The organism is Pseudomonas sp. TE3911, assembly GCF_054062775.1.
The window spans coordinates 2,288,811-2,307,364 of sequence record NZ_JBSSFP010000001.1 but is presented as its reverse complement, the minus strand read 5'-3'; the positions used below and the strand labels follow the sequence as shown (position 1 = coordinate 2,307,364).

At 59.8% G+C, this 18,554-nt stretch carries 15 protein-coding genes; 12 read left to right on the top strand and 3 right to left on the bottom strand.

The window, feature by feature from the left end:
* Window positions 1–57: 57 nt before the first annotated feature.
* From ACVWXD_RS10475 to ACVWXD_RS10450, 6 genes are all read left to right on the top strand, one after another.
* Entirely contained in the window at window positions 58–1,005 is a 948-nt protein-coding gene (locus tag ACVWXD_RS10475; RefSeq protein ID WP_095184817.1) for an AraC family transcriptional regulator, read from the top strand.
* A gap of 107 nt (window positions 1,006–1,112) precedes the next feature.
* A complete protein-coding gene (locus tag ACVWXD_RS10470; RefSeq protein WP_122753279.1) occupies window positions 1,113–2,489 on the top strand; it encodes a Rieske 2Fe-2S domain-containing protein in 1,377 nt (458 codons plus the stop codon).
* A complete protein-coding gene (gene benB, locus ACVWXD_RS10465) occupies window positions 2,486–2,974 on the top strand; it encodes a benzoate 1,2-dioxygenase small subunit (protein WP_457370974.1) in 489 nt (162 codons plus the stop codon). The genes ACVWXD_RS10470 and benB overlap by 4 nt, the downstream gene beginning before the upstream one ends.
* Before the next feature lie 10 nt (window positions 2,975–2,984).
* Window positions 2,985–4,007: a benzoate 1,2-dioxygenase electron transfer component BenC gene (benC, locus tag ACVWXD_RS10460; protein ID WP_181643894.1), complete on the top strand. Its 1,023-nt coding sequence runs from the start codon at window positions 2,985–2,987 to the stop codon at window positions 4,005–4,007.
* Between the two features lie 10 nt (window positions 4,008–4,017).
* Window positions 4,018–4,779: a 1,6-dihydroxycyclohexa-2,4-diene-1-carboxylate dehydrogenase gene (locus tag ACVWXD_RS10455; protein WP_095184814.1), complete on the top strand. Its 762-nt coding sequence runs from the start codon at window positions 4,018–4,020 to the stop codon at window positions 4,777–4,779.
* Between the two features lie 54 nt (window positions 4,780–4,833).
* Window positions 4,834–6,168, top strand: coding sequence for an MFS transporter (locus tag ACVWXD_RS10450; protein WP_181643893.1), 1,335 nt, complete (start codon window positions 4,834–4,836; stop codon window positions 6,166–6,168).
* 138 nt (window positions 6,169–6,306) lie between these two features.
* On the opposite strand, the gene ACVWXD_RS10445 is transcribed toward ACVWXD_RS10450, so the two are convergent.
* Window positions 6,307–7,221 carry a LysR substrate-binding domain-containing protein gene (locus ACVWXD_RS10445; protein ID WP_028616088.1) on the bottom strand — a complete coding sequence of 305 codons (915 nt, stop codon included), beginning with the start codon at window positions 7,219–7,221 and terminating at the stop codon, window positions 6,307–6,309.
* A gap of 247 nt (window positions 7,222–7,468) precedes the next feature.
* Between ACVWXD_RS10445 and ACVWXD_RS10440 the strand changes: the two genes are divergently transcribed.
* From ACVWXD_RS10440 to pgm, 4 genes are all read left to right on the top strand, one after another.
* Window positions 7,469–8,491 carry a zinc-dependent alcohol dehydrogenase family protein gene (locus ACVWXD_RS10440; RefSeq protein WP_032891466.1) on the top strand — a complete coding sequence of 341 codons (1,023 nt, stop codon included), beginning with the start codon at window positions 7,469–7,471 and terminating at the stop codon, window positions 8,489–8,491.
* A gap of 707 nt (window positions 8,492–9,198) precedes the next feature.
* A complete protein-coding gene (locus ACVWXD_RS10435) occupies window positions 9,199–10,617 on the top strand; it encodes a hypothetical protein (protein WP_181640017.1) in 1,419 nt (472 codons plus the stop codon).
* Window positions 10,614–12,020, top strand: a complete 1,407-nt coding sequence (locus ACVWXD_RS10430; protein WP_032891468.1) for an aminotransferase-like domain-containing protein — start codon at window positions 10,614–10,616, stop codon at window positions 12,018–12,020. The genes ACVWXD_RS10435 and ACVWXD_RS10430 overlap by 4 nt, the downstream gene beginning before the upstream one ends.
* 96 nt (window positions 12,021–12,116) lie before the next feature.
* Window positions 12,117–13,760 carry a phosphoglucomutase (alpha-D-glucose-1,6-bisphosphate-dependent) gene (gene pgm, locus ACVWXD_RS10425; RefSeq protein ID WP_032891469.1) on the top strand — a complete coding sequence of 548 codons (1,644 nt, stop codon included), beginning with the start codon at window positions 12,117–12,119 and terminating at the stop codon, window positions 13,758–13,760.
* Between the two features lie 62 nt (window positions 13,761–13,822).
* Here pgm and ACVWXD_RS10420 read toward each other — a convergent pair whose 3' ends face one another.
* Window positions 13,823–14,518: a pirin family protein gene (locus tag ACVWXD_RS10420; RefSeq protein ID WP_095184810.1), complete on the bottom strand. Its 696-nt coding sequence runs from the start codon at window positions 14,516–14,518 to the stop codon at window positions 13,823–13,825.
* Window positions 14,519–14,737: 219 nt separating this feature from the next.
* Between ACVWXD_RS10420 and ACVWXD_RS10415 the strand changes: the two genes are divergently transcribed.
* Window positions 14,738–17,185 carry a UvrD-helicase domain-containing protein gene (locus ACVWXD_RS10415; protein WP_457370973.1) on the top strand — a complete coding sequence of 816 codons (2,448 nt, stop codon included), beginning with the start codon at window positions 14,738–14,740 and terminating at the stop codon, window positions 17,183–17,185.
* Between the two features lie 11 nt (window positions 17,186–17,196).
* On the opposite strand, the gene ACVWXD_RS10410 is transcribed toward ACVWXD_RS10415, so the two are convergent.
* Window positions 17,197–17,469 carry a DUF1652 domain-containing protein gene (locus ACVWXD_RS10410; protein ID WP_032891472.1) on the bottom strand — a complete coding sequence of 91 codons (273 nt, stop codon included), beginning with the start codon at window positions 17,467–17,469 and terminating at the stop codon, window positions 17,197–17,199.
* Window positions 17,470–17,725: 256 nt separating this feature from the next.
* On the opposite strand from ACVWXD_RS10410, the gene ACVWXD_RS10405 reads away from it, so the two are divergent.
* Window positions 17,726–18,535, top strand: coding sequence for a helix-turn-helix transcriptional regulator (locus ACVWXD_RS10405; protein WP_099602456.1), 810 nt, complete (start codon window positions 17,726–17,728; stop codon window positions 18,533–18,535).
* Window positions 18,536–18,554 lie beyond the last annotated feature (19 nt).

The following is an 18,554-nucleotide window of genomic DNA, read 5'->3' as shown; positions in this document are numbered from 1 at the left end:
GACGCCCCCCTACCCAGGCGTCAGCCTGAGCCCAATAACTATAAAAGAGCCGCAACCATGACCGTGCTATTGAGTGAGCGCAGCCAGATTTTCCAGGGCGCCGATGCCTACGCGGTGTCGGACTACGTCAACCAGCACGTGGGCAGCCACTGCATTCGCCTGCCTCCCAAGGGCCGGCCCCGGGCGAGTATCAGCCATCGCACCTTCGCCAGCCTGGACCTGTGCCGCATCAGCTACGGTGCACCGGTGCGGGTCACATCGGTGGCGCTGGAGACCATCTATCACCTGCAGATCCTGTTGAGCGGGCATTGCCGCTCCAGCTCCCGCGGCGAGAATGACGTGTTCGGGCCGGGGGAAATCCTGCTGATCAACCCGGACGACCCGGTAGACCTGACCTATTCCGCCGACTGCGAGAAATTCATCATCAAACTGCCGGTGCGCTTGCTGGAAAACGCCTGCCTGGAGCAGCACTGGAGCCTGCCGCAGGTGGGTATCCGCTTCGCGACGGCCCGCCACGCGCTCAGTGAAATGGGCGGCTTCCTGCCGTTGCTCGGGCTGATCTGTCATGAGGCGGAAAACGCTGCCGAGCCCCACATGCAGGGCCTGTACGAACGCATCTTGGCCAACAAGCTGCTGGCATTGCTGGGCAGCAACGTGTTGCGGGTGATCCCCCAGGCTGCCCACGGCGGTGGGTTTGAAGCGGTGCGCGAATTTATCCAGCAGCACCTGGGCGATGACATCAGCGTCGAGCAGTTGATGGCCGTGGCCAACGTCAGCGAACGTTCGCTGTACAGCCTGTTTGCGCGCCAGGTGGGGCTGTCACCGCGCGACTATGTACGCCGCTGCAAGCTCGAACGGGTGCATGCACGCTTGCAACTGAGCAGCACGCGCAGCGTGACCGAGGTGGCTTTGGACCATGGCTTCATGCACCTGGGGCGGTTTTCCGAGGCCTATCGCAAACGTTTCGGCGAACTGCCGTCGCAGACCTGGAAACGCCATCGTTAAGCGACGTGCGCCTGGCGGATAGCGATGTGCAGGCAGCGGATATTGACGCGCAGGGCGAACACGTACGGTGAGGGTGCCTGATACAAGAACAACGGAGGGCCCGCCCCATGATCAGTACACTCGACCGACTCGCCTGCCAATTGCGCGAGTCCGTACAGGAAGACCCCGCCACTGGGGTATTCCGCTGCCGCCGCGACATCTTTACCGACCCCGACCTGTTTGCCCTGGAGATGAAACACATCTTCGAAGGCGGCTGGATCTACCTGGCCCATGAAAGCCAGGTGCCGGAGATCAACGATTACTTCACCACCTGGATCGGCCGCCAGCCGGTGGTCATCACCCGTGACAAACACGGCGCGCTGCATGGTCTGGTCAACGCCTGCGCGCATCGCGGCGCCATGCTGTGCCGGCGCAAACAAGGCAACAAGGGCTCGTTCACTTGCCCCTTCCATGGCTGGACGTTCAGCAACGCCGGCAAGCTGCTCAAGGTAAAGGACGCGAAGACCGGCGCCTACCCGGACAGTTTCGACTGCGACGGCTCCCATGACCTCAAGCGCCTGGCGCGCTTTGAAAACTACCGCGGTTTCCTGTTCGGCAGCCTCAGCGATGCGGTGCCGGAACTCAGCGACTACCTGGGCGAAACCCGCGTCATCATCGATCAGATGGTCGACCAGGCTCCTTTGGGCCTGGAGGTGCTGCGCGGCAGCTCATCCTATGTCTATGACGGCAACTGGAAGCTGCAAATCGAAAACGGCGCCGACGGTTACCACGTCAGCTCCGTGCACTGGAACTACTCGGCGACCATGGGCCGGCGCAATTACGAAGCCGAAGGCACGCGCACCGTCGACGCCAATGGCTGGTCGAAAAGCCTGGGCGGCGTCTACGCCTTCGACCACGGGCATATCCTGCTGTGGACGCGCCTGCTTAACCCCGAAGTGCGCCCGGTGCACGCTCACCGCGAGGCCTTGGCCGAACGCCTGGGCCAGGCGCGCGCCGACTTTATCGTCGACCAGACCCGCAACCTCTGCCTCTACCCCAATGTGTACCTGATGGACCAGTTCTCGACCCAGATCCGCGTGGTGCGCCCCCTCGCCGTGGATAAAACCGAAGTGACAATCTATTGCATGGCGCCCATCGGCGAAAACGCCCAGGAGCGCGCCACGCGGATTCGCCAGTACGAAGACTTCTTCAACGTCAGCGGCATGGGCACCCCGGATGACCTCGAAGAATTCCGCGCCTGCCAGACCGGTTACCAGGGCGCGAGCACCCTGTGGAATGACTTGAGCCGTGGCGCCAGGCAGTGGGTCGAAGGCGCGGACGAAAATGCCTTGGCCATGGGCATGCAACCGCAGCTCAGCGGGGTCAAGACCGAGGACGAGGGCTTGTTTGTGCGCCAGCATGCGCACTGGGCCCAAAGCCTGCAGCGTGCGATCGAGCGCGAACAGCAAGGGCTGATTGCCAGCGACCGCGAGGTGCAGCCATGAGCCTTGCCCGTGACCACCTGCTGGATTTTCTCTACCGTGAAGCGCGCCTGCTCGACGACCGCCAATGGGATGACTGGCTGGCCTGCTATTCGCCCAAGGCCGAGTTCTGGATGCCCGCCTGGGACGATCACGACACCCTCACCGAAGACCCGCAGCGCGAAATCTCGCTGATCTACTACCCCAACCGTGACGGCCTGGAAGACCGTATCTTCCGCATCAAGACCGAGCGCTCCAGCGCCAGCACGCCCGAGCCGCGCACCGTGCACATGCTGTGCAACCTCGAAGTGCTGGCCGACGACGGCGTGCAGGTGGACCTGCGTTTCAACTGGCACACCCTCAGCCACCGCTACAAAACCACCGACAGTTATTTCGGTACCTCCTTCTATCGCCTCGACGTCCGTGCCGAGCAGCCGCTGATCACGCGCAAGAAGGTAGTGCTGAAAAACGACTACATCCACCAGGTCATCGACATCTACCACATCTGAGGACACCGCCATGACGTATGCCATCGCCCTGAACTTCGAGGATGGGGTGACCCGCTTCATCGACTGCAAGGTGGGGGAAAAGGTGCTCGATGCCGCCTTCCGCCAACGCATCAACCTGCCCATGGACTGCTCGGACGGTGTATGCGGCACCTGCAAATGCCGCTGTGAAACCGGCGCCTACGACTTGGGCGACGACTATATCGACGACGCCCTGAGCGCCGACGAAGCGCAGGCGCGCCAGGTACTGACCTGCCAGATGGTGCCGCAGTCCGACTGCGTGATCGCTGTGCCGGTGCCGTCCAGCGCCTGCAAGACCGGCAGCACGCACTTCGCCGCGACGCTGGCCGGCATCACCCGACATGCCGATGCCGCGCTGGAGGCGAGTTTCGAGCTGGACCAGGCGCCGGTATTCCTGCCCGGCCAGTACGTGAATATCAGCGTGCCCGACAGTGGGCAGACACGCGCTTACTCCTTCAGCAGTCGCCCGGGCGACACGCGCGCCAGCTTCCTGATCAAGCACGTGCCCGGCGGGTTGATGAGCAGCTGGCTCGAGCGCGCCCAGCCGGGCGACAGCGTGGCGATCACCGGCCCGCTGGGGAGTTTCTACCTGCGTGAGGTGGTGCGGCCGCTGCTGTTACTGGCCGGTGGTACCGGCCTGGCGCCGTTCCTGTCGATGCTTGAAGTGCTCGCGCAGCGCCAGGAAACCCGCCCGATCCGGTTGATCTACGGCGTAACGCGGGATCAGGACCTGGTGATGGTCGAAGCGTTGCAGGCTTTTACCGCGCGTTTGCCCGACTTCAACCTGGTGACCTGCGTGGCTGATCCGCACACCACTCACCCGCGCCAGGGCTATGTGACTCAGCACATGGCCGACGAAGCCCTTAATGGCGGCGATGTCGACGTGTACCTGTGCGGCCCGCCGCCGATGGTCGATGCGGTGCGCGAGCACTTCAAGCAGCAGGGCGTGACACCGGCCAGCTTCCATTACGAGAAATTCACCCCTAACGCGGTCGCCACGTGCGATGCCGCCTGAGGACTGCCCCATGACTCAACGGTTTAACAACAAGGTCGCGCTGGTCACCGGCGCTGCCCAAGGGATCGGTCGGCGTGTCGCCGAGCGCTTGCTGGAGGAGGGCGCCTGGCTGGTCGCGGTGGATCGCTCCGAGCTTGTGCATGAATTGCAGCATGAGCGAGCGCTGCTGCTGACCGCCGATCTGGAACAATACAGCGAGTGCGCGCGGGTGATGGCCGCCGCCACGGCCCGTTTCGGTCGCATCGACGTGCTGGTCAATAACGTCGGCGGGACCATCTGGGCCAAGCCTTTCGAGCATTACGCCGAGGCCGAAATCGAGGCCGAAGTGCGCCGCTCGCTGTTCCCTACGTTGTGGTGCTGCCATTGCGTGTTGCCCTACATGCTGGAGCAGGGCGAAGGCGCCATCGTCAACGTGTCTTCCGTGGCTACGCGTGGGGTCAATCGCGTGCCGTATGGCGCGGCCAAGGGCGGCGTGAATGCCTTGACGGCCTGCCTGGCCCTGGAGACTGCCGGCAGCGGGATTCGGGTCAACGCCACCGCGCCCGGCGGGACCGAGGCACCGCCACGGCGCATCCCGCGCAACAGCCAGCCGCAGAGCGAGCAGGAGCGCGTGTGGTACCAGCAGATCGTCGACCAGACCCTCGACAGCAGCCCGATGAAACGCTACGGCAGCATCGACGAACAAGCTGGCGCGATTCTGTTCCTGGCCTGCGACGAGGCCTCCTACATCACCGGCGTGACCTTGCCGGTGGGCGGCGGCGACCTCGGCTAAGGCTTTTTCCATCTGCTGACACTGACTCACAACAACAATAAAGAGAGCACTGCCATGCGTAGCCATGATGTCCATTCGATTATCGATAATGCCCCGTTCAACCGCTTCCACTGGTTGATCGTGAGCCTGTGTGCCTTGCTGTTGATCTTTGACGGCTATGACTTGTTTATCTACGGCGTGGTCCTGCCGTCAATCATGCGCGAGTGGGGGCTGACGCCGTTACAGGCTGGCGCCCTGGGCAGCTATGCGCTGTTCGGCATGATGTTCGGTGCGCTGATTTTCGGCACCCTGGCGGACCGTTTCGGGCGCAAGAAAGGCATCGTGTTCTGTTTCACCTTATTCAGTCTGGCCACCGTGACCAATGGCTTTGCCAGCAGCCCAACCGAGTTCGGTATCTGCCGTTTCATCGCCGGGCTCGGCTGCGGCGGGTTGATGCCCAACGCGGCGGCGCTGATCAACGAATACGCGCCGAAGAAATTCCGCAGCACCCTGATGGCCTTCATGTTCAGCGGCTATTCCCTGGGCGGCATGCTCGCCGCCAGCGTTGGGATTTTCATGCTGCCGGCCTATGGTTGGCAGTCGATGTTTTTTGTGGCGGTGATTCCGCTGCTGCTGTTGCCACTGATTGTTTACTGGCTGCCTGAATCCATCGGCTTCCTGATCCGCCAGGGCCAACAAGACAGGGCTCGCGCGCTGCTTAATCGGTTGTCGCCAGGTACCAGGATCGAGGTCGAAGATGCGCTGGTGATCGCCGACAGCAAAGGTAAAGGCGCCTCGGTGGTGGAGCTGTTCCGCCATGACCTGGCGGTGCGTACGGCGATGATCTGGGTCGCGTTTTTCTGTTGCCTGCTGATGGTCTATGCATTGAGTTCGTGGCTGCCCAAGCTGATGGCCGGCGCCGGTTACAGCCTGGGATCGAGCCTGTCGTTCCTGATCGCGCTGAACCTGGGCGGCATGGCCGGGGCGCTGCTCGGCGGCCGTTTGGGCGACCGCCTGAACCTGGTGAAAGTTGTGATCTGCTTCTTCGCCGCCGCCATGGTCTCGATCAGCCTGCTGGGCATTAACAGCCCGATGCCGGTCCTGTACCTGCTGATCTTCGTCGCGGGTGCCACCACCATTGGTACGCAGATCCTGCTGTACGCGGGGGCTGCGCAGCTCTACGGCTTGTCGATTCGCGCCACAGGCCTGGGCTGGGCGTCCGGCATCGGTCGAAATGGCGCGATTGTCGGCCCGCTGTTAGGCGGCGCGCTGATGGCGATCGAACTGCCTCTGCAACTGAATTTCATGGCCTTTGCCATCCCCGGCGCGATTGCGGCGCTGGCGATGACGGTATTTGCCCTGAATGAGCGGCGCACCCGTATCGCCATGCCCGACGCCGTGGCGCTGTGACTGCCAAATGCTCATGGGCAATGGTCCAGTGCGCAGCGCGAACTCGGTGGAGTGTGGTGTCGTACTTTGGCCACATGCACTGAAAGGACGTGAGCATGGAGGTAGGGTTGATCGGCCGGACAGCCTGCCAGACGATCCCTAAAGGCTGTCAGGGTCGCCAAAAAACATCTGAATCCGCGACCGCAACCATCGCTCCCCCGGATCATTGTCCTGCGACCCACGCCAGGCCATGTGCAGTTCAAACGAGCGCACCGGTAACGGTGGGTCTTCGGCGCGCAAGCCGCCGGCGGATGTCAGCGCTTCAGCCGCATAATCCGGTACGGTCGCGAGGATATCGGTGCCCGCCAGCAGGGTGCCCAGACCGTTGAACTGCGGCACGGCAAGCACCACATGGCGCTTGCGGTCGAGCTTTTCCAGCTCTTCATCGATAAACCCGCTCAAGTCACCGGCAAACGATACCAAGGCATGGGGGCGGGCGCAGAAGTCGTCCAGGCTCAGGGAGCCGGGTACGCTGTCGGCGCGCAGTAGTTTGGGCAGGCTGCGGCGCAACACTTTGCGCTTGGCGTTGGCCGGCAGGTCGGCGGTGTAGCTGACGCCGATGGAGATTTCGCCAGAGGCCAGCAGGCCCGGCATCAGGATGTAGTTGACGCGACGCACCACCAGCACGATGCCTGGCGCTTCAGCTCGCAGGCGTTTGAGCAGTTGAGGCAGTAGGGCGAATTCGACATCGTCGGACAGGCCGATGCGGAACACGGCGGTGCTGGTTGCCGGGTCGAACTCGGCGGCGCGGCTGACGGCGGTTGAGATTGAGTCGAGGGCCGGCGAGAGCAGGGCGAAGATTTCCACCGCTCGGGCCGATGGCTCCATGCTGCGCCCGGTGCGTACAAACAGCGGGTCGTCAAACAGACCACGCAGCCGCGACAATGCCGCGCTGATGGCTGGCTGGCCGAGAAAGAGTTTCTCGGCGGCACGGGTCACACTGCGCTCATGCATCAAGGTTTCGAATACGATCAAGAGGTTAAGGTCGACACGACGCAGGTCGTTACGGTTCATCTTGTGTCCTGGAAGAGTCAGCTAGCTTGACGTGAGCGGCCACATGGAAACGATGACCAGCATTAATCTTACGGGGAAAGGCTGGTACTCTGCACAGGATAATTGAGTTTTCCTACGATAGTTGGGGTCTATTCCTCAGGCGTGGAATCGATGACAGGCATGTCGACTATTAATGGCGACCTGTGGTCTTACCCGCAAAGCCCAGATAAAGTTCATGGCATTAGAGGTTACTTTGACGAGGTTTGCGATGTCCCGCACGATCCGTTTTCACAAGTTTGGTCCGGCCGAGGTGCTCAAATGCGAAGAGCATGCAGCCGCGCAGCCTGCACCGGGCGAAGTGCAGGTGCGTGTCGAGGCGATTGGCATCAGTTGGTATGACATTTTGTGGCGCCAGAACCTGGCGTCTTCCCACGCCCGTCTTCCATCTGGCCTTGGCCACGAGATGGCTGGGGTGGTCGTCGCCCTTGGCGAGGGCGTGGACGACTTGGTTGTGGGCGATAAGGTGGCCAGTTTTCCGGCCGAGAGCCCCAATGATTACCCGGTGTATGGCGAACAAATCGTCATGCCCCGTTCAGCCCTGACTCGCTATCCGGACGTGCTGAGCCCTATTGAAGCAAGCGTGCATTACACGCCGCTGTTGATTGCTTACTTTGCTTATATGGATCTGGCTCGGGTCAAACCGGGGCAATTTGCCCTGGTCACCGATGCGAGCCATTGCGCCGGCCCTTCCTTTGTCCAGCTGGGTAAGGCCCTGGGTGTGCGGGTGATTGCCGCAACCAAGGACAGCGCTGAGCGTGAGTACCTGCTGTCCCTCGGGGCCGAGAAGGTGATCGTCACCGAAGAGCAGGACCTGCTGATGCAAATCAACAAGTTCACCGACAACCGTGGCGTTGACGTGGTGTTCGATGGCTTGGGTGGCCCGCAGATGTCATTGCTCGGCGATGTGCTGGCGCCCCGTGGCAGTTTGGTGCTGTATGGCTTGCAGGGCGGCAACCAGACCCCATTCCCCGCGTGTGCGGCGTTCCAGAAGAACATTCAGTTCTTCGTGCACTGCATCGGTAATTTCACCGGTAAACCGGAGCTGGGCATCATTCAGGACCAGGTGGCATTGCAACGTGCGTTGCGTGATATCAACCAACTCACCGCCGACCGCGTGCTGCTTCCACTGAAAACCACGGTGTTTCCGTTCAACCAGTTCGTGGAAGCGCACCGTTATATGGACGAATGCCCGTGCCGCGAGCGAGTTGCTTTGCAGGTTGCGGCTGTTTGAGCTGTAGGAGTATTCGTAAATGAGTGTTCCGGTGCCTGAGTGAATGGGGCAAATACGCCATTTGACAGGGCTTAACCCGCTCGCCCCAGAAGGTGCCGATTCGGCACTTTAGCCCCCAAATCCTGCTCTTCCTCCCTGACGCCGCGCTGAATCCCAGTGCGGCGTTGTTGTTTGTGCGTCCCGTACGCGACATCGCGCGCTCATCTGAACTGGTTTTAGGCGGGCTTCTGTATCTATTAATCATTATTCCAGCCTTGATAATTGCGTCTTCACTTTCATCTCAAGGATTGAGCAATGATTGAATCTATGAAAACTCTGCAGATACTTATTCGAACTATGAGTGTGGCGCGCACACGGGCTCGTGACGGAAGGAGCCTTCATAAGTCGTACCTGCCCTGCAAAAGGGAAAGTTGTTTGAGTCTATTTGTCGGACGCCTCTTTAAAAGGCTGATTAAAAATGTGTAGGAACTTGTCGGAAGAGTCCTAAGTCTAGTTTGTTTTTCTGGATTTCCTTCTAAATTCATTTAGTTATGGGTTTTTAAGGGTGAGGGATAAACCCCTGGCGATCCCTGTCGTTTTGTTGCGCGGTGCTAGTGTTTAATCATCGGCGCACAATGCGGTGCGCGATTTTCCTACACGCAAAATAGGTCGAGCAAACACTGTCAGCAGTTGCTTGAAACTGATATTTCAACTCAGGTAGTAGAACTATGAGCACTATTCACGAACAGGCTATGAATCATGTCTACCAGCAAGTTCTGCAACGTTTGATTGGGCACTTTACTCGCGCAGGCCGTACCGCCCTGCAGTTATTGGTGCAGCGAATCGTTGTCGCAGCAGGGGGCATGGAGCAGGTTGGGGATTTCAAAGTGCTGGTGGCCCATGGTGGCGGTGAAGTCAGCAGTTATTCCCTGGCATTGCTGCGCGCTGCCCAATTGACCATTGCCGGTCGGGCACCCCGTACCTTTCATCTCAGGGTCGCGACGCTACGGCACGCAGGCATGACCGAGGGCCAACTCGATACCCTCAATCGCGGCTACGGCCGGCTGTTTCTCCACGACGACCCGCGCGTGGAGTTATTGATGGTGGAAAATCGGGAAGTGCAGCCCTTCAACCATCTGCGCCCCGCGTCAGCGATCGGGCGGGAGGTCAGCCAGCGCAATATGTTGATGGTGGGCCACGTGAGTGCCGGGGACTGTCGCGCTACGTTGTGCAACGACACCTACTTGGCGGTCGGTGATTTTTACCAGCGCGTCACCACTTACAACGGAGGTGTCCATGCGCTGGTCAGCGGTGATTCACCGCGTAAGCAGAGTCAGTTTTTAGCCTGGTTCAAGCAAACTGCTCAAAGTGCGGGTATCGCTGTTCCCAAGAGCAGTTCGCTGTCGCTCAACGCGCTGTTTGCGCGCATGGACGAGTGCAGCACCGGTTACTACCGTGATGTATTCGGTGAGGAATACACCGCCAACGATAATCCCAGCAAAGCCGGGCACCGTCACTTGGCCTACATCGGCATCGCCGATCTGCTGGAAGATGTCGACATGGCGTCGGCCCCCTTGTTGACTGAGTTCATGGCTTACGTTCCAGACCCGCTGGGCTTTCACTTCAGCCATCCGGCCTATTCCAATCCGTTGCTGATGGCGCATCTGCGCGGGCTGCAGGCCGAGTTTCTGCATGAACTGGATTATGAAGACGGTGTCGACGGCTTTATCCAACAGGCCGATGCCTACATGCGTCGCCTGCGTATGCCCGAAGATGTGCTGGCTCAGGCCGGGACCCCTGAAGGGCGGATGCTGTCGAGCACTTACGCCCAGCAATTTTTTGGCCTGGATGAAACTCAGCTGATCTGCATGCTGTTCTCTCCCTTTCTTGATCACGGCCAGCGCTTGGAGGGTTACTTGCGCCAATGCCATCCGGGCATGCTGGTGGCACTGCCCGAATTGCACAAAGTCCTGCAAGGCAAGCCCTGCGCCGAGATGCTGCAGCAGTGGGTAATGGACACCAGCGGCTTGCCCTTGCCCTTGTTGCAGCATCTGTACCGCAAACGGCAGGTGGTCAGTGCGAAAGACGTACGCCAAGACGGTGCGGTCCAAATTGCGGCTCAGGCCGTGCCATTGTTCGGTCGATGACGCTGCGTGGCGAGCGTCAGGCGGATTTCGCGTATCAGGCGGTCTATCGCTACATGATCAGTCTGATCAACGAAGTCAGCACCGACACCCGGGTAAAACTGCCGTCCCTGCGGCAGTTGGCCGGGCGCCTGAATGTGTCGATTTCGACGATTCAGTATGCCTATGCGCTGCTGGAGAAGGAGGGCAGGGTCTATTCGGTGGCCAAGTCCGGTTATTACGCCTGGCCAATGTCCGCAAACCCGATGCCGTGGGCGGGAGGGGATTTGCTCGACCGCTTGTACGCTGCCGCTCGGCGCCCTGGCATGGCGGTCTTCAGCGGTGACGAGCCGGCCTTGCTGGGAGCGCTGGATGAAACGCTGCTGCGACTGGAGCGGGAGTTGGTGCGCCAGTATCCGCCGCAGTTGCAGCCATGGTCCCAGCCATGTGGTGTGTGGGAGTTACGTGCGGCGCTGGCGGCACGTTATACCTCTTCAGCTACGCGCTGCTGGCATGCCGACGATGTGTATATCGGTGCCGACCTTCGCGGTGTGCTGGATATTCTGATCGAAGTGCTGGGCCTGCGGGGCACTACCGTCATCGTGGAGTCACCCTGTGATTGGGTGATCCTGCGGTTGTTGCAGGGCGCTGGGGTGCGCATCATCGAGTTGCCCTGGACGAAGGAGGGCGGTATTGACCGGAACACGTTGGCCAGACTGCTACGCGATGAGTCGGTGCAGTTGGTGTTGCTCTCGTCTTCGGTCAGCCTGCCGTCAGGGGTGGCTATGTCCATTGACGAGCGTCTTTACGTTGCACAACTGCTGGAACAACACGGTTGCTGGTTGCTGGAAAACGACACCTTCGGTGAGCTGGGTTTCGAAGCGCCGCACACGGCATTGCGCGAATTAGTGAACCCTGAACGACTGATTGTATTTTCTTCGTTCGAGAAGGTGCTTGGTTCTGAAGCTCCTTATGGGTATCTGCTGTCCCGACGCATGAGCAACGAGTTACAGCGCCAATTCTTGTTGCGCTCATTCCGCTTATCGTCGATCCGTCAGCGAGCGATTGCCCGCCTGTACCAAAGCGGGCGACTGGACCAGCACCTGCGCGTACTGCGCCAGCAGCTGAGCGAGCAGGCCGTGCAAATGAGTCAGCGCCTGGAGCAGCACTTGGGCGACCAGGTGACCTATCGAATGCCTGCCGCCGGTGCCGCCTTTTGGCTGGCCTCCAGCCGTGCGGTGGACATGCGTCAGGCATTCCAGCGGTTGCTGGGACGGCAGGTAGTGATCTCGCCCGGCGAGTTGTTCAGTGTCAGCGGGCTGCATCAACAAAACCTGCGCTTGAGTCACACCTTTCACGGGCAGCCTAATCTGGATATTGCATTGGCAGCGTTGAGTGACGCACTGCGGCAGGCGCAGACTGGGTGAAATTTCTCTTACGGTTGTAGGATCGATACCGTCGCGCCGTAGTCGAACTCTCAGTAAACTGCCATTTTTCCAGATCCTTCTATCCGAGGTTTATGCATGACAATCAGTCCTTTTGCGGGCAAACCGGCGCCGGCCCAGTTGCTGGTGGATATCCCGCGACTGGTTACGGCCTATTACACCGGCCAGCCTGATGCAGCGATCTCCACCCAACGTGTGGCCTTCGGTACTTCGGGGCACCGTGGTAGCTCCTTCGAGCTGAGCTTTAACGAATGGCACGTACTCGCCATCAGTCAGGCCATCTGCCTGTACCGCGAAGCCCAAGGCATCAACGGTCCGCTGTTTGTCGGGCTCGACACCCATGCGCTGTCGACCCCTGCCGGCGCGAGCGCTTTGGAAGTCCTGGCGGCCAACGGCGTCCATGTAATGCTGGCGGAGGGTGATGAATACACGCCGACCCCGGCGATTTCCCACGCCATCATCTGCTATAACCGTGGCCGTACCAGCGGGCTGGCGGACGGCATCGTCATTACGCCGTCCCACAACCCGCCGCAAAGTGGTGGTTACAAGTACAACCCGCCCAATGGTGGCCCGGCTGATACCCACGTCACCAAGTGGATCGAAGCCAAAGCCAACGAGTTGCTGGCCAATAAGCTGGCCGGGGTCAAACGCATCACACACGCCCAGGCACTCAAGGCTGACACCACCCATCGTCACGACTACCTCAACAGCTACGTGGCCGACTTGGTCAATGTGATCGACATGGACGCCATCCGCAGCGCTGATCTGCGCCTGGGCGTGGACCCATTGGGCGGAGCAGGAGTGCGCTATTGGTCGGCGATTGCCGAGCACTACCGCCTGAACCTGGACGTGGTGAACACTGAAGTCGATTCCACCTTCCGCTTTATGAGCGTCGACTGGGACGGCCAGATCCGCATGGATCCGTCCTCCAGCTACGCCATGCAGGGTTTGATCGGGCTCAAGGAACGTTTCGACGTCGCTTTCGCCTGCGACCCGGACCACGACCGCCACGGTATTGTTACCCCGTCCGGCGGCCTGTTGGCGCCGAATAACTACCTGGCCGTGTCCATCGATTATCTGTTCCAGAACCGTCCCGACTGGCGCGCGGATGCAGCCGTGGGCAAGACCGTGGTCAGCAGCGGCCTGATTGATCGTGTGGCCGCGCGCATTGGCCGTCGGCTGTATGAAGTGCCGGTAGGCTTCAAGTGGTTTGCCGATGGCTTGTTTGAAGGGTCGCTGGGTTTTGGCGGCGAAGAAAGCGCCGGCGCGTCGTTCCTGCGCAAAGACGGTACGGTGTGGAGCACCGACAAAGACGGTCTGATCCCAGCGCTACTGGCTGCGGAAATGACCTCGCGCAAAGGCCAGGACCCGAGCCAGATCTACCGTGGTTTGACTGACGCCCTTGGCGAGCCGTTCGCCATTCGCGTCGACGCCAAGGCCACCCCGGCGCAGAAGGCTTTGCTGGGCAAGCTGTCCCCACAGCAGGTGACCTCCACCGAACTGGCTGGGGAAAGCATCCAGCAGATCCTCAGCCACGCGCCGGGCAACGATCAAGCCATTGGCGGTCTGAAAGTAATGACCGAAAACGGCTGGTTCGCTGCACGGCCATCGGGTACCGAAGACATCTACAAGATCTACGCAGAGAGCTTCATCGGCGAAGATCACCTCAAACAGCTGGTAGAAGAGGCCCAGGTACTGGTAGACGGCGCCATTTCCCAGTAACACCGAAAACCATGTGGGAGGGGACATTCCACCTCCCACATTTATCGGGATGAAGACTCAGCTCAGGCCAGATCGACCAGTACGATCTCGCTGTCTTCAATCGCCGTGACCCGCAACACCCGCTCATCTTCAATCGCAACACCGTCCCGCGCTTGCGCACGCAAGCCATTGACTTCAATCACTCCCGTGGCTGGCACCAGATAGGCACGGCGGCCACTGTCCAAGCGATACTCTGCCGTTTCCCCGGCTTTCAGGTTGGCTGCCACCAAGCGCGCATCAGCCCGAATGCGCAGGCTTTCGCTGTCACCGGCTTTGCCACTGGCCAGGGTGACAAACCCTTCGCGGTCACCTTTCGGAAATGGCTTTGCGCCCCAGGAGGGCGGCAAACCAGCCTCGTTCGGGATGATCCAGATTTGAAAAATCTTTGTCGGCGTCGCTTCCAGGTTGTATTCGCTATGGGCGATCCCAGTGCCTGCGCTCATAACCTGCACGTCGCCGGCTTCAGTCCGGCCCTTATTGCCCAGGTTGTCGGCGTGACTGATGGCGCCTTCGCGCACATAGGTGATGATTTCCATGTCACGGTGCGGATGCTGTGGAAAGCCCGTACCTGGCGCGATAATGTCGTCGTTCCACACGCGAAGGTTGCCCCAGTGCATGCGCTTGGGGTCGTGGTATTCGGCGAACGAGAAGTGGTGATGGGCATCAAGCCAGCCATGGTGGGCGCCGCCCAGGGAGTTGAAAGGTCGAAGTTCAAGCATGATCGTCTCCTGTTGATGGCGCTTATGATCCCGTAGGCCATGATCGATAAAAAGCGTAAAAAATGCCTGATTCCTATCAGGTAAAGCGATTGGTTAGCGGTGTTTTGACTTTCACTTCATCGGCTAACTGCATGACAGCAAAGCAATTGCCTGGAACTGAGCGCCGATTCCGGCGACCATGGCGCACTTGTCACAAACCAGCTCACCGCAGGAGTCCGCGTGCCGCAACAAAAGCCTGATCTGCCCCCCGAACTGCTCCCATTGGCGCAAATGCCTCTGTTGAAACGCCTGGCTGCACGCCTGTTTGGCCATGGCTTGACCCGTTTGCGCGCACAGCACCGGTTTTCCTGGTTGCACGGTCAGGCCGATGGTTTTCGCAGCGGTCACGAAGCGGGTGTGGAGTATGGCTATCGTGAGGGCAAGGCCGATGGTATCGAGGAAGGTCGACAAGTCCTGTTGATACGCGACTTTCGTCCCGAAGAGCATCGTGCGCCCGGTGTCGATGACAGTTTGTTCGATGATTGGCGATTGCCCTTGACGGCGGACGTGAAGAAACGCATCAAGGCCGACGTGGCTCGCTTGCTGCCGGCCCATGCCCAGCCCAGTGCGGCGCAATGGAAGATGATCTTCAGTGACACGCCGTCCACCTCAGTGATCGCCGGGGCCGGTGCGGGTAAGTCCACCTCGCTGGTCCTGCGCATATTGTTGCTTACCCATTACCTGGGCTTTGAATTGAGTTCGATGACCGTGGTGACCTTCACCCGCGAGTCGCGCAAGGATTTCATCAACAAGCTTATGGATATTCTCAGCTTGTGGGGTCGACCGCTTGGCATGAAAGAAGCCCAGGCGGTAGTGCGCACCTTTCACTCGCGCATCCTGCCGATGGTCCGCAGCCTGCCGGGTTTTGAGCGCCTGCAAGCGTTTGAGAACCTGAGTTCAGGTTTCGAGGATGCCGACAGTAATCCGTTCGACCTGCGCATCAACGACGCCCAGCGCCAACAAATGAATGCCTGCTACCACCGACTTTACGGGCAGCACCCGCGCTTTCAAGCGTTGATCGCGCCCCTGGCTCGGCATGGCTTGCAGCTCAAGGAGCTGGAACGTGACCACCCGGATGTGCAAAAGCGCGTGGCGGTGACCGAACTGGCTGCTAAACGAGATGAAGAGCTGTGCGATGCAATCGAAGATCTATGGTTTCGCGCAGGTGCCTGGCCGATCAAAGGCATTGAGCCTAGTCGCAAGACCATTGAGATCAATGGCGCGCAGTTCCATTGCCATGGCTATATCCCTGAGCTGGACGCGTGGGTAGTGCTGGGTTTCGATTCGCGGGAAAACGCCCAGCTCAGTCGGCCCAACGCCAAGCTGTCACTGCGTGCGGAGTGGGCAGTGAAGCGAACCTTGTTTCAAGCTTTCTGTCGTAAGCCTCTAATTTGGTTGGATAATTATGAATCATCCAAGCGCCTTTTAAGCAGCTTGGCTGGGGATGCGTCCTCCGGCCCCGGGTTTGATTACAAGGTTAAAGGTGAACTGGCTGGTGCCCCGTTGCTCGACAGTTTTGTCATGGCGGCCGGCTTTATCGAAAACCTTGGGTTGGACGTTCCGACCGCCGTGGGTCAGATGACTTTCGCCAAGGACGATCCGGACCGCTTCTTCTTCGAGGCGCTGAGCATTTTCTGGAAGGCCCTGGAAGACCATCTGCTTGACCAGTCACCGCCGATCATGACCTACAACCGCATGTTCTCGCTGTTCGGTGAAAACACTCCCGAAAACCTCAAGCTGCTTAGCGACCCGCTGTTACGGCCGCTGTCGCATCTGATGATCGATGAGTTCCAGGACGTGTCGCCGCAGATTGTCTCGTGGATCCGCGCCAGCCTGCGAGAAATCCGTAGCCGTGGCCCCGCGATGCACGTGGGCCGTGGTGCCCAGCATTCTTCGCTGTTGTGTGTGGGCGATGACTGGCAATCGATCTATGGCTGGCGGGGCAGTTCACCCAAGTATTTCATGGAGTTCAATCAGGAATTCCCGTCGCCGAGCACCACGCGGGTGATGCTGGGCGAGAATTACCGCAGCCACCAACACATTATCGATGCTGCCGAGCACATCGTGCGCACCGCGCCGGCGATCCCCGGAAAGAAGGCAAAAGCCAGCGGCGTGCCCAAGGCGTTGCAGCCGGTCAAGGTGCTGGAGCGTGACGACGCGGCGCTGGGCCGTCAGTTGCTGGAGCATTATCAGAAGGGCGAATCGGTGTTAATGCTGTATCGAAAAAGTAGCGATAAGTTACTGATTCAAGAGCGTATTCAGTCTGTAGTTAATGTGGATTCTAATTTGCCGATTCAAGCTCGCAGGCTGAAACAGCTGACCTATCACAGTGCCAAAGGCTTACAGGCGGACGCCGTGTTCCTGCTTGGGGATTGCCAACACCTCACCCATTCCCCCTACAAAAACCAGGTCTATCGCATGGCCGGTCTGGGCAAGTCTGGCGACAGCGAACCCTATGACACGGCACAAAAAGACGAAGCGCTGCGCCTGGCTTACGTCGGCATTACCCGGGCGGTCAGCCATTGCTATTGGTATGTGGAGAAGCCCGAAGGCCAGGCCGTGAATATGCCGAAGGCCTCGGAGCATGTAGATGGAAAGAAAGCGTTTTTTGACGATCAGCGCGGCTGATGGCTGATCGCTCAGGCCCGCAGTGACAGCGGTGGCACAAACGACGCCAGTTCATCCTCCACCGCCTCGATAATCCGCTCTACGTCAGCGGCATTCATGACCGTGGCACAAGGGATGCCGGCGATGGCAATCAGGGTTTCGCCGCTGACGCGGTCAAACAGGCGGGCGATCATGCTGCCGGGCGCGTCCATGCTGCCCTCGAAGCCCATTGGATGAAAATGCCAGCGCATCAGCTGGCAGGCGTTGGGGAACGTCACTTTATTCATGTTGCCCACCTTGTTCATTGAGCGCTTCCTTTAGCTCGCGGCAGGGGGCCATGACCGTCACTGGTCTTGGCGTTGTAGAGCTTAAAAATAGCATTCGCTCTTAACCGGAGGTGACTTTTTTCATCCCGTTCGGCGGTTGTTTTCCTAACGGTTGATGTGGGTCATGTCCTGCTCAGAAATGGGCAAGTGGCCATTAGTCCGAAGTTGCACCTGGCCATTGAACGCACCACCGAATTTCGGCAATCTCCACGGTTTTCCCGCTGCAGAGCTCACCATGCCTGACATCGCTCCCGACGATGATTGCCTGCATACCCAAGCCACGGGCGACCTGGTATTACGCCATCACCTGTGCTGGCGCCATCGCGATCTGGACGGGGTGATGTCCTACTACCACCCGGACATCCAGTACCACGACTTTTTCCAGAACCGCGTAGTCGGTTACGCCGAGCTGCGCGATTACCTGCAAGCCAGCATGCCACGCGAAGCTGACGAAGCGATTGAACACACCGACCGCATCCGCGCCGACGGAGATACCGCCTTTATCCAGTACCGCATCACTCTGCGTGGTGGCCATGGGCTGGTGTCATTCCGTACCAGCGAGGCCATCACCGTGCGCGATGGGTTGATCTGGCGCGTCAATGAATACGCGTCACTGGTGCACGAACAACCGTCCCAGGCCCAACGCCCCAGCGTCAGCCGCCTGGGCCTGTCGCCCCAGCAATTGGGGCATATGGCCAATGACCTGCAGCAGTATTTCGAACGTAAGCAGCCTTATCTGGACCCGGAACTGGACCTGCAGCGAGTCGCCAAGGAGTGCGGTTACAGCCGCAATCAGATTTCCTACCTGCTCAACCAAGTGCTGGGTCAAAGCTTCTATCGCTACGTCAACCAGGCGCGCCTGCAGCATTTGCTCGCCGCGCTGGATAACGCGCGCCCGCCGATCAAGGTAGACGACCTGGCCTTTGCCGCCGGTTTCAATTCGCTGTCGGCGTTCTACAGTGCCTTCCGCCAGCACACCGGCCAGTCGCCCAAGGCCTACGTCAAACAAATTTCCCTGCGTGCACGCGCGCAAGACAACGAATAACCGCCGGCCCTAGGATCAG